We start from the raw sequence: 11921 nt of genomic DNA, 5'->3' as shown, positions 1-11921 counted from the left end.
GGATGTCTCCAGTTCTTGAGAGTGCTGGGAGACGAGAGCGGCCCGACTTTGCCGAGACGGGGCCGCTCTCGTCGTTTCAGTGGCGGCTGTGGTCGGTGGCGAGTTCGATCAGGCGCTTGGCCTCGTCGGGGGTGACGTGGCGGTAGCGGACGCTGACGTCACAAGCCGGGTAGGGGCAGAGCACGGTGTGCTTGCCGGCGATGAGGACGGCGGCGTCGGAGATCCGCTCCGACAGGAGGTTCCGGCACACGGAATGCCCTTTCAGCGGTTGTGGAGGGTGCCGGTCTGCCTGCGTACTTCGGCGACGAGGCGCAGGATTTCGTGTGCCATGTCGGCGATCGCCTGCAGCTTCTCCTCCACCTCCCCCGGCGCGGTGAAGGAGAAGGACGGTTCGTTGTTCGGTTCGGAGTCGGTGAACGAGAACGACACGGGCAGCTCCGGTCTCAGACGTTCAGGTGGTGTGCGCGGCGGATGGCGACCTCCCACACGCTGCGGACCTGGGCTCCGGTGTGGGAGTCGTTCCAGGAGGGGATGGACTCCCACTGGTTGCCGTGCTGCCGGCGGGCCTCATCGAGGAGGAGGGTTCCGGCGTCCCGGTAGGCGGCGTTGCGGTCGCCGGCCGCAGCGCGCAGGGCGCCGATGGAGCAGCGGGCGCCCTCGGGGTGGATCAGGCGGTGCTTGGCCCAGCCGTGGGTGTCGAGGAAGGCGAGGGCGTCGGTGAGGGTCTTCTCGACCGGGCCGGCCCGGTGCGCGGGCGGGGCCGCGGCGAGGATCAGCGAGAGCGGTGCGGGCGCGGCGGGGGCGGTGGGTTCCGGGGTGGGGTCGAGGAGCTGGAACGCCTGCTCGTACAGGTCCTGGTCGACGTGGGTGAAGCCGGTTTCGGTGCGGGTGGTCATGCTGCCCTCCACAGTCCGTTCTCGTTGGTGACCTCGTCGCGCCGCTTCAGTTCGGAGAGGCGAGGCTTGATGTTCTTGGCGGTGGTGCCGAGCTTTCGGGCGATGGTCTCGGCGGTCATGGAGATCGATTCCTGTCGCAGGAGTTCGAGGATTCGCGGCTTGATTAGCTCCGAACCGTCCGTCGCGGCCACGGGGGCGGCGGGGTCGGTCTGGGCCCGCTGGTGCGGGACGGGCGGGTCCTGCTGGGTCTTGGTGAGGAGGTCGGCGAGGCTGCCGATCAGGTTCTTGCCTCGCTGGTCGACCATCGGGGTGCGCGTGATTGCCTCCCTGTGCTGCCAGGCCTGGCAGTCTTCGACGGTGACGGGAGGCTGGTCTCCGGCCAGGGAGGCGGGCGGGACGTCCAGGTACAGGGAGCGGAACTGGACGGCCTGTGATCCGGGGGTCAACAGGTAGCCGAGGCCGAAGGTGCCGTCCTCGGGGTTGGCGACGGCCGTGGTGTCCAGGCCGCTCATGTCCCGGTCAGCGACCCTTTGGGCCTGGCCTGGCCACGAGTCGGGGATCATCGACAGGTCGATGCCCTCAGCGCCCTGGACCGCGTTCGCCCCGACCAGGGAGCCTTGGCCCTTGGCGCAGCGCAGGAACACCGCGCCGCCGCCGATCAACAGCTGGGAGCGGATGATCGAGGAGTTGCCGAGGTCCTCGGCCAGCGGGGTCTGGGTGGCCAGAACCACGCCGATACCCCGCTTGAGGGACCGGCGGGTCATCTGCTCGACGATCGCCTTGGCCTCCGCGTGGTACGGCGAGGAGACCGACAGCAGCATGTGGGCTTCGTCGATGACGAACAGGATCAGCGGGTCGGTGAAGGGGAAGGACGGGGAGCGGTAGCGGGCTTCGCGGTCGAGCATGAGCGCGTAGGCCAGGCGCAGGGCGCCCATCGCCTCGTCCAGCCCGTCCCCGCAGTAGGCGGCCAGACGCGCGCCGGCGATGGTTCCGGCCTGCGGAGAGGACAGAATCACGGCGATGCGTGACTTGTGGGCAGAGAGCAGGACCTGTTCCAGCACCCCGGACTTCCCCGAGCGGGACCCGCCCACAAGGTAGAGGTGGCGGGCACCAGAACCGGGCTGAGCCAGAGGGACCAGGGCGGCACTCGCGTCGATGTAGGTGCCCAGGCGGACGTATCCGCGGGAGTCCATGGCCAGTTCGTCCACGACCGTGGAGAGCATCGTGCCGTGCATCAGCGCGTGCTCCTTCATCACGCGCACCCCCATCTGCGAGGGCTTGTCGGTGGGAGCCAGAGCGATCTGGATGCTCGACAGGTCGAGGTTCCCGGCGAGGTCTTGCAGGTTGACCGTCCCGATCGCCCTGCGGTCGCGCGTGGCGACCCCCTCCCAGTCCAGAGGCCCGTCGTAGCGAGTCAGCGCCAGGGTGGTGCCGGGCATCGCTCCCTCGGGGATGGCGACGTGCGCGGCCCACAGCTCCTCAGGAGTCGTCGGAGCACAGGCCGCGATCGCCGGTGCCGCCGATGGCTTTGTGAGGTGCACGGTGACCGGTAGCGCGTTGGGCGCGTAGTGCTTGGGGTCGCCCATCTCGACCTGGGAGACAGGGATCTGGTAGACGGCGGCGATGTCGGCGGCCTTCACCCGGACCTGCTGGCCCTGGGGCAGGGTGATGATTCCGGTGAACGACACGTGGTCGTCCCCCGCGTCGATGGCCAGGTGCGCGAGGACGGCCCCGGCCTGGACCAGTTTGCGGCCCTCGGTCTGGGTGGGCCCGGAGATGAACTCCGCCCACCACGCGGTGATGAGCTGCGCCTGCGAGCTCTGCCCCGCCGCGGTCGGGACAGGGAGCGCGGGAAGTTCGCCGGCGGTGTTGCGGTGGTGGGCCAGGACGGCCGCCCCGGCCGGGACCGCGAGCCCGAGGGCAAACAGCGGATCCATGCCGCTCGCCAAGATCTGATGGGCGGCGATGCCGCATCCGCTGGTGGTGATCCCGCAGGCGATCAGGGAGCGCAGAGCGGGGGCGGAGGCGTTGATGGCCCACGCCCCCGCACCGGCCGCTGCGGCGGCGAGGGCGGACCAGGGGCCGACAGCGGCGGATGCCACGGCGAGGGCGGCGGGCGCGTACTGGATGAACTGTGCTCGGGTCGGCCCCATGGTCCGGCTCTCCTTACTGCTGGGTGTAGAAGGTGGCTTCGGCCATGTCGACGGGCGAGGTGTCCACCGCGTCGGCGATGCCCCCGTGGTCGGACTCGGTGGTTGTCTTGGCGTCGTCGGCGGCCGCGGCCGCACTGTCCGCCGCGGCCGTGTAGGCGCCGGCCGCGTCCTTGGCGCCGGTCATGGTCAGGGCTGCGTCGGCGAACTCGGCGGTGGTGGCCGCATCCACGGCCAGTGCCTTCATCGTTTCGGCGGCGTCCTGCATCTGTTCGGCGGTGTCGTCGACGTCGGAGGCCAGCCGGCTGACGGTGTCGGCGTGGGCGTGGACCTGGTGGGTGAGCCAGGCGAGCTTGGTACGCAGGGCCGCGTACGTGGCGGCGTCCTTGAGGGTTTCGGTGGCAGTCATGCGGGCTGCTCCTATCGGGCGTTGTAGAAGTCGCGTTCGGCGGGCTTGGTGAGCGGGGAGTCGGCGACGGCGCGGAAGATCTGGCCGTGGCGGACCTCGGCGTTCGCGGACGCGGTGCGGCAGGCTTCCTCGCCGCCCTGGATCTGGTCGTGGAGCTTCTGGGCGGCGGCGGCCTGGAGGTCGAGCTGCTCCTTGAGGTGCCCGCACTTGCCGATGAGGTTCGTGCCGACGTCCTTCGCCGTGATCTCGGCGATGAGGACGTCGCAGTCCGCGGCGAGCTGTGCGGACTCGTCCACGAGCTCCAGGCAGGTCTCGGAGCTGGATTGGCACAGGGTGGCCGCGCCTTCGGCGAGGTCGATGACCTGCGTGAGGGTGATGACCTCACCGCCGCTGTAGGTGCGGGTCTTCCCGCCGGCGGTGGTGACGTGGACGCCCTTGTCGTCGACGGTCGCGGTGTGCGGAACGGGCGGGTTGGGCTGCATCGCAGGGTCCTTCCTGATCTGCTCGGGGAGCGTGACGGTCGGAGGAGGGGGAACGGTGCCGGGCGGCGGAATGGTCGAACCCGGAGGAGGCGCCGCAGTAGGCGGAGTGGGCGGCGGTGGCGGGGCCGTCGGAGGCGAGGTGGGCTTCGGGGGTGTCGTGGGCTTCGGCGGCACGGTGGCCCCCGAGGCAGGTGCGGAGGGCGCCGGAGGAGCTGTGGCGGAAGGCGAACCGGAAGGCGCAACATCCGGCTTCTTCAGGTAGGCGGACCGCCACCCGTCACGCAGGCCCCCGGCCCAATGAGCACCCGCGAGGAGCCCGTAATGCGCTTTCGCCGCCGCGTTGTAGGAGGCGTTTCGGAAAGTGTCCGGCGCCCGGGTCGGCTGCCATTTGGCTTTCGGTTTCGGCGGGGGTTTCTTGATTCCCGCCTGCTCGTATTTGCCGTGCGTGTTGTCGACGCCGACGAGGTAGGTGATGGCGAGAAGGATGAGGAGTTCCACGAGCCTCCTTCCGTGACACTGTGTAGTTGTCGGGGGTTACCGGTTACCGGTTACAGGCACTGCGGGCGACGGTTCGGGCCGCCCAGGGCGGGGACAGGGTGGCGTCCTCGGCCTGTAACCGGTAACCGGTAACCGATGTGGACGCTCGCTCAGCGTGACGTGCCGATGTCGCTGACCGTGTCGTTCGCGGTGTTGAAGACCGATGCGAGGGTGCTGCGGATCTCGTCACTGAACGGCGTGTACGGCAGGAAGATCCCGGAGACGATCAGCAGTAGGCAGATCATCTGCTGCTTTCCCTTGGTCTTCTTGAAGGTGAAGAACAGGGCCCAGCAGAACAGGGCCAGGGCGAAGAACTGGAGCGTCATCTCACGCACCCTTCTCGAAGGTGAATCCCTTGTTGTTCGCGGGGGTGACCGCACCGGAAGCGGAGGGTGCGGAGAGCTTCTTGTAGGCGACGAGGCCGCCGCCGCCGACGAGCGCCACCCACAGCCAGGGGCTGGACGTGATGCCGTCGCCGGCACCGCCGGTGGGCTCCTGCTTCTTGGGGGCCGCGCCGCCGAGGGTCGGGGCGGCGCAGGCGGGGATCTTCGCGACGTCGTAGGACGCGGCCTTGGCGACCGCCGCCGCCCGGATCTTCATGCACTCCAGGTAGACGGCCATCTCCCGCTCGTACAGGGCCTTGGCCGCGGCTTCCTCGGTCTCGGCCCGCTTCTTGTCCGCCTCCGCCTCGACCAGCGTGTTCGCGGCCTGCTCCTTGGCCCTGGCCCGGTCCTGGGCGGCCTGTTCGCCCTGCATGCCGGTGATGGCCACGACCGTGCCGCACACCGCGAGGACGGCGATAGTGCCGCAGACGGCGAGAGCGGCCGTGTTGCGTCGGACCCCGCCGATCTTGCCGATCGTGGCGGAGAACTTGGACGACGTGCTGGGCTTCTCCGGGGCCGAGGGGGTGATGCGGGTGAACTCCTCGTCCCAGTCGATGCTGGACATGGCGGTTCCCTCCTTCCGGTGCTCGGGTTCGTGCCGGTCAGAGCCGGTTGGGCTCCAGGCTGAAGAAGACGCAGTTGGCGGAGCCCATCTGCGGGTGCTCGGCCACGATGTGGCCCCGGAGCGCGGCGAACACGTCGTAGCGGGTGGCGCCGGCGGGCGGGGTCCACGTCCCGTACTGCGTGGTCATCCCCCGACCGGGCATCTCCAGGGTCATGACCCACATGTGGGAGCCCTGCGCGGCGGTCGGGGTGCCGGTGGCGGAAGAGGTCGTGGTGGTCACTGGAACTCCTTGAAGAGTCGGGCGTTCAGGCGGCGAGGTGCGGGGTGTCCGCGCAGGGGACGCACGTGCCGAGGGAGGCCGGGATCACGTATCCGGCGTCGCGTCGGCAGGCGGGGCAGCGGCGGCGGGCGGCGTTGGCCTTCGCCAGGGCCGCGGCCCGCCGTTCGGTCATCGGCCGGACGGGCCGGGCCGCATCGATCCGGTACAGGTAGGCGACCAGCGGGCCGCGCCGGCGGCGGGGCCGCTCGACCTGGGCGACGACGTCCTGTCCGCCCGGCCTGAGGCCCAGGGCGCGGAGTTGGCGTCGGGTGGCGAGCCCGTCCGGGGCGAGGCGCCACCGGTAGACGGGAAGGGTGCTCACCGGGGGCTCTCCTCCTGGGCCATGAGGGTGGCCCAGGCGCCCCGGATACGAGCTTCGCCTCCGGTGAATCCGAACTCGCGGAAGGCGGCGGCGGTCTGCCGGTAGGACAAGGGCGGGTCGGCGGAGTAGCGCAGAAACCTGAGGACCACCACGATCTGTTCGTCGGTGAGGGGCTCCCCGATCAGCGGTGTGGGCACCCCGGCGATGACGGCGACCTCGTCGAGCGTCACGGGCGTGACGGCGGGCGTGACGCCCTCCTCCTCCAGGCCGGTCGGCGGGTCGTTGACCTGCGTGTCCTCCCCGTCACGCCCACCCGTGACGGGGCCCTCGTCGGAGGGCGGTTCGGGTACCGGGGGGAGGGCGGGAGTCACGGCCGCCGTGACGGCGTCACGGTCACCCGTGACGGGCTCGCTCAGAGGTGTGACGTTGATGGCGAACATGTCGCCGAGGGCGACGTCCGCACCGGTGGTGATCCGCTCCCGCTGGACGTCCAGCAGCCGCGCCCCAAGCGGTGTGTCGGACCTGCCGACCTTGCGGGCCAGGCGCCACGACGCCCGGTCCGACCTCTTGCGGATGTTCTTGTCGGGGTGGTTGGCGGCGCGGGCGCGGTGGTAGGCCAGGGCCTGGACCACGGCCGCCGCCCGCGCTTCGGACTCGGCGTCACGGCCGTCGACGTGGACCACGATCCGCCGGGCCAGGAAGGCCATGCCCTCGGCCGAGACGGACATGCCGAGCGGGGTGATCGCGTAGATGACGGTGCGGGGTCCGTCCGGGGCGGCGACGGCGGACATGGCGGACGCGGCGGCCGGCAGGGCCCACAGGCCGGCGCGGACCACTGTCGGGGAGGACTGCCCCAGCATGGTCAGCCCCAGCAACACGAGGGCGAGGACGGCGGTGGCGCCTTCGCCTGCGGCGACGGCGCCGAGGGCGGTGCCGGAGTTGTAGGCGCCCTTGATGTTGGAGTAGGTGCCGTACCCGCCGGCCGCGCCCGTGGCGAGCATCGGGACGAAGGCGAGGCCGAGGACGAACTTCTGGGCTCGCGTCAGCGGACGGCCGGTCACCGGACTTCCCCGTTCTTCTCGTCCTTGTACGGGGTGTAGGTGACGGGTTCCTCGGCGGTCCGGGTGCGGATCGCGTCCGCGGCCAGCCGGGGGTCTCGGGTGACGGCGCGGTTCGATTCGATGATGATCCGCACGGCGAGGGCCCGGCGCTCCAGCAGCCGGTAGTAGAGACGCTCGTCCGCCGCCTCGATCGAGGGCAGCGGCAGGTCCAGCGCGTCCACGATCGCTTCCAGCAGCGCGACGTGGGCCGCTTCGGTGCGCTCGTTCATGCCGCGTCCCCCGAGACCTGCGCAGTGGCGCGGTTGGCCGCGTCCCGACGGGCCGCCAGCACCCGCCGGTGTGCCCGCCGGATGCGCCGACTGTGGATCTGGGTCGGCTCCTGGTGCAGCAGGACGATCAGCGTGTTCAGCAACTCGACCTCGGCCAGGATCACGGGCATCTCGGCCTCGATCGCGTCCAGCTCCGCGTCCGACGGCTCCAAACCGTCGGACCACGGCGTAACAACGTCCTGAAGTGCAGCGATGGACTTCATGGGTCTTGCTCCTTCGAGAGAGGAACGGGACTCAGCAGCCCTCGGCGCGGACACGCCGGGGGCTGCACTGCTTTGCGGGTGGAGCGGAGGTACTCGGCTCCCTGCAACCCCGCCCGTACGGCGCAGAAGCGCCGGACGGCCGGGGGAGGCAGCCGACCGGGGGCGCCGTGGCGCCCTCGGAAGGGAAGGGCTGTGCGAGCGGGGTCGGGCGGTGAAGCCCGGGGGTCGCTCGCACGGCGGTCGATCGGTGACGCGTGGGGCGCGGCCGGCCGTACCGGTCCAGTACGGCGGGCGCCCGCGGATGTCGGTGGAACACAGCAGCCTCCAAACCGGAGGGGCAAGGCTTCACTGGACCCCCGTTGCCACGGCGATCCACCCGAGCCTGAGAGTCGGGCGCGTCATCGTTGCTGCTCTGACGCCAGCAGGGCGGCCTGTACCGGGTGGCACCCCCTGAGAAGCGGGGTGTTCTCCAGAGCCGGAACACGGAAGAAGAAGGTGTTGCCGCCAGCGACTGCCCGTCGCCAGGGGGCGGGGATCGCGCCCCGTCTCGTATTGCTTAGACACACTGTTGAGTTCTCAATGAACGGACGCTGCCTTCGTACTCGCCCTCTCGGGCTTTCCTCCGGGCTGTAACGCGGTGGTTCTGCTGTGCGGGCAGGCCGGAATACTTGAGCCTGCTGCACTGCTTGCTCAACTTGTGGGTACAAGCTGATGTAGTGATGCTGCACCCACGGACGGTGAGTCGTCAAGCGATTGGGGCCCGCATGTACCAACAAGTTGACCGAGTGCGTCATGATGGGGCCATGAACAAGCAGCCGAAGTACCTACAGGTGGCTGACGCCCTCCGTCGGGAGATCGACAGCGGCGTCTATCCGCCGGGGACTCGCCTGCCGTCCGAAAGTGACCTCTCGGCTCGTTTCGACGCTTCGCGGAACACCGTGCGATCGGGCCTGAAGGCCCTGGTCGGCGAGGGTCTGATCTCGTCTAGCCAGGGTCTCGGCTACGAGGTTCGCAAGCATGAGGTGTTCGAGCTGAACGCCTCACGCTTTGAGAACTTGACGTTTCCGCAGAACGGCGACGCCTACAACACCGACGTCACCAATGCCGGTCGTAGGCCGACTCAGACCTTCCGTGTCGAGGTGACGCCGGCGACCGAGTACGTTGCCGAACGCCTCAAGGTGGCTGGCGGTTCGACCACGGTGCTTCGGTTCTGCCACCGCTTCGTGGACGACGTTCCTTGGTCGACCCAGGCGACGTACTACCCGGACTGGCTCGTGAAGCAGGCCCCCCGGTTGGCCGAACCGGGCGACATCGCCGAAGGGACGACCCGCTACCTCGCCGCAGCGGGGATCGAGCAGGTCGGCTACTTCGACGAGATCGCCACACGCATGCCGACGCCGGACGAAGCGCGGCTCCTGGATGTGGGCGCAGGCGTGCCGGTGCTGCTCTGGACCCGAACCGGGTACGCCGGCGAACGCATCATCCGCTGCACGATCACCACGTTCCGCGGCGACCTCAACCGCATGAACTATGAGATCGGCACTCTGCCCGACCGAGCCGAGGGCGAGCAGCTGTGATCATCGAGAACGCGACGCCAGATGACCTCGCCGCGCTGCTCGCTTTTCGGGAGGAGGCTGCGGCGTGGCTGAGCGCGCTGGGCAGTGATCAGTGGCGCAGGCCGTACCCGGCGGACCGACTCCTGAAGACCATCGAATCCGGGACGGTCTTCATGCTGAGGGATGAGGGCGCCACGGTCGCCACGATCACGCTCACTGAGGAAGCGGAAGACGGGCTCTGGACGGCTGATGAACTGAAAGAGCCGTCCATGTTCGTGAACAAGCTGACTGTCGCGCGGACGCACGCGGGGCAGGACATCGGTGGGACCCTCTTGGACTGGGCGGGTGATCGCGCCCGTCGGGCAGGCGCTTCATGGCTTCGGCTCGATGCCTGGACCACCAATGAGGCGCTTCAGCGCTACTACCTCAGCCACGGGTTCGAGCACGTCCGGACGGTGCGGGAAGGTGGCGCGGTCAACGGCGGCCCCCGTGTGTCTGGGTGGCTTGCGCAGCGTCCGACGCGTCTGGCGGACTCCTCGCTTACAGATCTCGCGCTTGCGCCGAAGCCCATGGCACCCTTCGGCTGAGCCGGTATCTGATCATGGCTGTGGCCAACCTCCGGCCAGGTGGGCCCGTTACGGGGTGTCTGTGGGAGAGAAACCCCAGGTGAGGCCACGAAGGGGTTCCTTCATGGAGCCGGTCTTGAAAACCGTCGTGGCGCGAGTCACCGTGGGTTCAAATCCCACACCCACCGCCAGCAGGGCCTGAGGCCCAGCTCAGAAGGGGTGTCACCGAACCGGCGACACCCCTTCTGCATGCGCTCTTCGCGCATCAGCCGTCGAACCAGACGACGAGCCGAACGCCGTCGTCGCCGTGCAGGCTCGCGAGGGTGCGCATGACCGCCCAGACGGCCCCCCAGTCGCTCTCGGGCACAGCGTCCTTCCGTCGGAGCCGTCCGACGCGGAAGAGACGGTCACCGTCGCGCCACTCGGTGCCTTCGGGCTGGGTGCGGCCCGCGCGGTACACGTCGTGCGGTGCGGTCAGGCCGGACAGCTCGGCGAAGCGGGTCAGGCTGGTGTTCCGGCCGTACAGTTCCCAGACGCCGTCGGGGTTGCGGCGGTACTCGTGCACGCATGCGTCGACCTCGGCCGCGACCTCGTCCCAGTCGGCCGTCAGCAGCTCGGCCCACGTGATCCAGGACGCGCTGCGGCTACAGCAGTCGAAGTGGCTGCGGGCATGCGGCGATGTGTCTGGGGGCAGCCCGCGAGCGGGTGCGAGCGGCCGGAAGGTGTCGTCGCGGACACCGAACAGGCAGCCGAACGCGTCGTAGGAACGCCCGTTGTAGAGATGCGCGAGGTCGATCGCCGCGTCCCAGCTGCGGTCGTCCTCGTCGAGCCAGCGGTCCCAGCGGCATTCGATGAACCCGTATATGTCTGTCCCCATGCCCCGGATTGTGTGCTGTGGCGGGGTTGCCCTGCGAAGGGGTTTCCGGGTCAGCGCCGGCTCGGTCAGAAGCCCGTGCAGACGGCCGAGGCGAAGGCGCCGGTGGCGGTGGCGGTGATCGGGGGGTTGTCGTCCACCCTTACCGCGCAGGTGGCGGTGCCGCCGTCGGGGCCGAGGGTGACGGTGAGCGAGCCGCCCTTGATGAAGCCCTTCGTGTGGAGCTCCTTCGTCCACGGCAGCGTCGCGTCGTTGTCCTGGCTCACTTCCAGGTTCCCGTCGCGCCACGTGGAGTAGCTGATGTCCACGTCCCGCGTGTTGCCCGTGGCCGTGTACGTGATCCGCACGGTGCGCGAGGCGTCCTCCGAGACCTCGTGGACGACGACGCCGAGGAAGGCGACGCAGCCGCCGAGCAGCAGGAGGGCGAGGACCAGCAGGACCCAGGGCCAGCGCCTGCGGCGCCGGGGCGCCGGTGGCCTCGGCCCCCAGGGCTGCTCCGGGCCGGGAGGCGGTGGCAGGCCCGGTGGTGGCTCGCTCATGGAATCAGCGTCATGCGGATCGCCGCAGCGCGCGAGTCCTGGGGCCCGGGGGCGCCTTTTGGGCCTTCCGAGTGGTGTTTGTCGGAAGATCGGCGCGCGCAGTGGGGGCGCTGCGGTTGCGGCCACATCATGACGAATGTATGCAGATCCGCCCGTCGGAACATCGTCCGTCGGACTATTGAGAAGTGAGGCACCCCGCCATGGCTCACCGCAGCATCACGTCGATCTGGACCACCGTCCTCGCCGCGCTGGTGGCGCTCCTCGCCGTCCTCGGGCTCACCGCGAAGGCGGCCCCGGCCGCCGCCGCCGATGTCACCGGCTCGGCCGCTCCCGCGACCGCCGCCGTGCGCCGGCCGGTGATGATGGCCCGGCGGACCTGGCGGGCGATGATGCGGGGCGGTTCGCTCCCGCCGACCATCAAGCAGCGCATCCGCGCCGAGGCGCACGGCAAGACCCCGTCCGTCCGCCGCTCGACCACCGCCGCCGCCCTCGCCGCCGAAGCGCCGGTCGGGACGCCTGTCGGAACTCCTGCCGGGGCGCGGGTCGGAGCACCGGTCGCGGCGCCGTCCGGAGCCGCCCGCGAGGGGCTGGCCCTCGCCGCGTAGCCCGGTCGATGACCGAGGCGGTCGAGTGCGTTTGGTGCTCGCGTAGTCCTCGTAGTCCGCGACTTCCTCGTAGCTCTCGTAGTGCTCGTAGTTCGGCTGGTTCAGCCAGGTCGCTCAGGTAGTTC

Annotated in this window: 18 protein-coding genes; 3 read left to right on the top strand and 15 right to left on the bottom strand. The window is 69.9% G+C overall.

The genetic code is table 11. The features are described 5' to 3' along the window. Positions 1–76 precede the first annotated feature (76 nt). The 13 genes from OG982_RS13920 to OG982_RS13860 form a co-directional block, all read right to left on the bottom strand. Positions 77–250 carry a hypothetical protein gene (locus OG982_RS13920; protein WP_266948633.1) on the bottom strand — a complete coding sequence of 58 codons (174 nt, stop codon included), beginning with the start codon at positions 248–250 and terminating at the stop codon, positions 77–79. 11 nt (positions 251–261) lie between these two features. Then, the gene (locus OG982_RS13915) at positions 262–429 is read right to left on the bottom strand and encodes a hypothetical protein (protein ID WP_266948631.1); all 168 of its coding nucleotides are present in this window, start codon (positions 427–429) and stop codon (positions 262–264) included. A 14-nt stretch (positions 430–443) separates the two neighbouring features. Further along, the gene (locus tag OG982_RS13910; RefSeq protein ID WP_266948630.1) at positions 444–896 is read right to left on the bottom strand and encodes a hypothetical protein; all 453 of its coding nucleotides are present in this window, start codon (positions 894–896) and stop codon (positions 444–446) included. Continuing rightward, on the bottom strand, positions 893–3049 hold the full coding sequence (locus OG982_RS13905) for a type IV secretory system conjugative DNA transfer family protein (RefSeq protein ID WP_266948629.1): 2157 nt from the start codon (positions 3047–3049) through the stop codon (positions 893–895). The genes OG982_RS13910 and OG982_RS13905 overlap by 4 nt, the downstream gene beginning before the upstream one ends. Before the next feature lie 13 nt (positions 3050–3062). Further along, a complete protein-coding gene (locus tag OG982_RS13900) occupies positions 3063–3455 on the bottom strand; it encodes a hypothetical protein (protein ID WP_266948628.1) in 393 nt (130 codons plus the stop codon). An 11-nt stretch (positions 3456–3466) separates the two neighbouring features. Continuing rightward, positions 3467–3937 (bottom strand): hypothetical protein, encoded by a 471-nt coding sequence (locus OG982_RS13895; protein ID WP_266948626.1) that lies wholly within the window; start codon positions 3935–3937, stop codon positions 3467–3469. Between the two features lie 647 nt (positions 3938–4584). Continuing rightward, a complete protein-coding gene (locus OG982_RS13890; protein WP_266948625.1) occupies positions 4585–4800 on the bottom strand; it encodes a hypothetical protein in 216 nt (71 codons plus the stop codon). Position 4801: 1 nt separating this feature from the next. After that, on the bottom strand, positions 4802–5422 hold the full coding sequence (locus tag OG982_RS13885; RefSeq protein ID WP_266948624.1) for a hypothetical protein: 621 nt from the start codon (positions 5420–5422) through the stop codon (positions 4802–4804). A gap of 37 nt (positions 5423–5459) precedes the next feature. Next, on the bottom strand, positions 5460–5702 hold the full coding sequence (locus tag OG982_RS13880; protein ID WP_266948623.1) for a hypothetical protein: 243 nt from the start codon (positions 5700–5702) through the stop codon (positions 5460–5462). A 25-nt stretch (positions 5703–5727) separates the two neighbouring features. Continuing rightward, positions 5728–6063 (bottom strand): RRQRL motif-containing zinc-binding protein, encoded by a 336-nt coding sequence (locus OG982_RS13875; protein ID WP_266948622.1) that lies wholly within the window; start codon positions 6061–6063, stop codon positions 5728–5730. Further along, positions 6060–7064, bottom strand: coding sequence for a hypothetical protein (locus OG982_RS13870; protein ID WP_266949912.1), 1005 nt, complete (start codon positions 7062–7064; stop codon positions 6060–6062). The genes OG982_RS13875 and OG982_RS13870 overlap by 4 nt, the downstream gene beginning before the upstream one ends. Positions 7065–7120: 56 nt before the next feature. Then, positions 7121–7393, bottom strand: coding sequence for a hypothetical protein (locus OG982_RS13865; RefSeq protein ID WP_266948621.1), 273 nt, complete (start codon positions 7391–7393; stop codon positions 7121–7123). Beyond that, the gene (locus OG982_RS13860) at positions 7390–7656 is read right to left on the bottom strand and encodes a DUF6284 family protein (protein ID WP_266948620.1); all 267 of its coding nucleotides are present in this window, start codon (positions 7654–7656) and stop codon (positions 7390–7392) included. Before OG982_RS13860 ends, OG982_RS13865 begins: the two co-directional genes overlap by 4 nt. A gap of 803 nt (positions 7657–8459) precedes the next feature. On the opposite strand from OG982_RS13860, the gene OG982_RS13855 reads away from it, so the two are divergent. Beyond that, the gene (locus OG982_RS13855) at positions 8460–9233 is read left to right on the top strand and encodes a GntR family transcriptional regulator (protein WP_266948618.1); all 774 of its coding nucleotides are present in this window, start codon (positions 8460–8462) and stop codon (positions 9231–9233) included. Further along, the gene (locus OG982_RS13850; RefSeq protein WP_266948616.1) at positions 9230–9799 is read left to right on the top strand and encodes a GNAT family N-acetyltransferase; all 570 of its coding nucleotides are present in this window, start codon (positions 9230–9232) and stop codon (positions 9797–9799) included. Before OG982_RS13855 ends, OG982_RS13850 begins: the two co-directional genes overlap by 4 nt. Before the next feature lie 244 nt (positions 9800–10043). On the opposite strand, the gene OG982_RS13845 is transcribed toward OG982_RS13850, so the two are convergent. After that, positions 10044–10655 (bottom strand): hypothetical protein, encoded by a 612-nt coding sequence (locus OG982_RS13845; protein ID WP_266948615.1) that lies wholly within the window; start codon positions 10653–10655, stop codon positions 10044–10046. Between the two features lie 65 nt (positions 10656–10720). Further along, on the bottom strand, positions 10721–11191 hold the full coding sequence (locus tag OG982_RS13840; RefSeq protein WP_266948613.1) for a hypothetical protein: 471 nt from the start codon (positions 11189–11191) through the stop codon (positions 10721–10723). 200 nt (positions 11192–11391) lie between these two features. On the opposite strand from OG982_RS13840, the gene OG982_RS13835 reads away from it, so the two are divergent. After that, positions 11392–11796, top strand: a complete 405-nt coding sequence (locus OG982_RS13835; protein ID WP_266786938.1) for a DUF6344 domain-containing protein — start codon at positions 11392–11394, stop codon at positions 11794–11796. Positions 11797–11921 lie beyond the last annotated feature (125 nt).

It is taken from the genome of Streptomyces sp. NBC_01551, assembly GCF_026339935.1.
Lineage (GTDB): Bacteria > Actinomycetota > Actinomycetes > Streptomycetales > Streptomycetaceae > Streptomyces.
This window is presented reverse-complemented; position numbering and strand designations above follow the sequence as displayed.

Bases quoted from the DNA above. Each gene is read 5' to 3' on its own strand.
- OG982_RS13910 (WP_266948630.1), bottom strand. From the start codon at position 896: ATGACCACCCGCACCGAAACCGGCTTCACCCACGTCGACCAGGACCTG.
- OG982_RS13905 (WP_266948629.1), bottom strand. From the start codon at position 3,049: ATGGGGCCGACCCGAGCACAGTTCATCCAGTACGCGCCCGCCGCCCTC.
- OG982_RS13900 (WP_266948628.1), bottom strand. From the start codon at position 3,455: ATGACTGCCACCGAAACCCTCAAGGACGCCGCCACGTACGCGGCCCTG.
- OG982_RS13895 (WP_266948626.1), bottom strand. From the start codon at position 3,937: ATGCAGCCCAACCCGCCCGTTCCGCACACCGCGACCGTCGACGACAAG.
- OG982_RS13890 (WP_266948625.1), bottom strand. From the start codon at position 4,800: ATGACGCTCCAGTTCTTCGCCCTGGCCCTGTTCTGCTGGGCCCTGTTC.
- OG982_RS13885 (WP_266948624.1), bottom strand. From the start codon at position 5,422: ATGTCCAGCATCGACTGGGACGAGGAGTTCACCCGCATCACCCCCTCG.
- OG982_RS13870 (WP_266949912.1), bottom strand. From the start codon at position 7,064: ATGCTCGCCACGGGCGCGGCCGGCGGGTACGGCACCTACTCCAACATC.
- OG982_RS13865 (WP_266948621.1), bottom strand. From the start codon at position 7,393: ATGAACGAGCGCACCGAAGCGGCCCACGTCGCGCTGCTGGAAGCGATC.
- OG982_RS13860 (WP_266948620.1), bottom strand. From the start codon at position 7,656: ATGAAGTCCATCGCTGCACTTCAGGACGTTGTTACGCCGTGGTCCGAC.
- OG982_RS13855 (WP_266948618.1), top strand. From the start codon at position 8,460: ATGAACAAGCAGCCGAAGTACCTACAGGTGGCTGACGCCCTCCGTCGG.
- OG982_RS13845 (WP_266948615.1), bottom strand. From the start codon at position 10,655: ATGGGGACAGACATATACGGGTTCATCGAATGCCGCTGGGACCGCTGG.
- OG982_RS13840 (WP_266948613.1), bottom strand. From the start codon at position 11,191: ATGAGCGAGCCACCACCGGGCCTGCCACCGCCTCCCGGCCCGGAGCAG.
- OG982_RS13835 (WP_266786938.1), top strand. From the start codon at position 11,392: ATGGCTCACCGCAGCATCACGTCGATCTGGACCACCGTCCTCGCCGCG.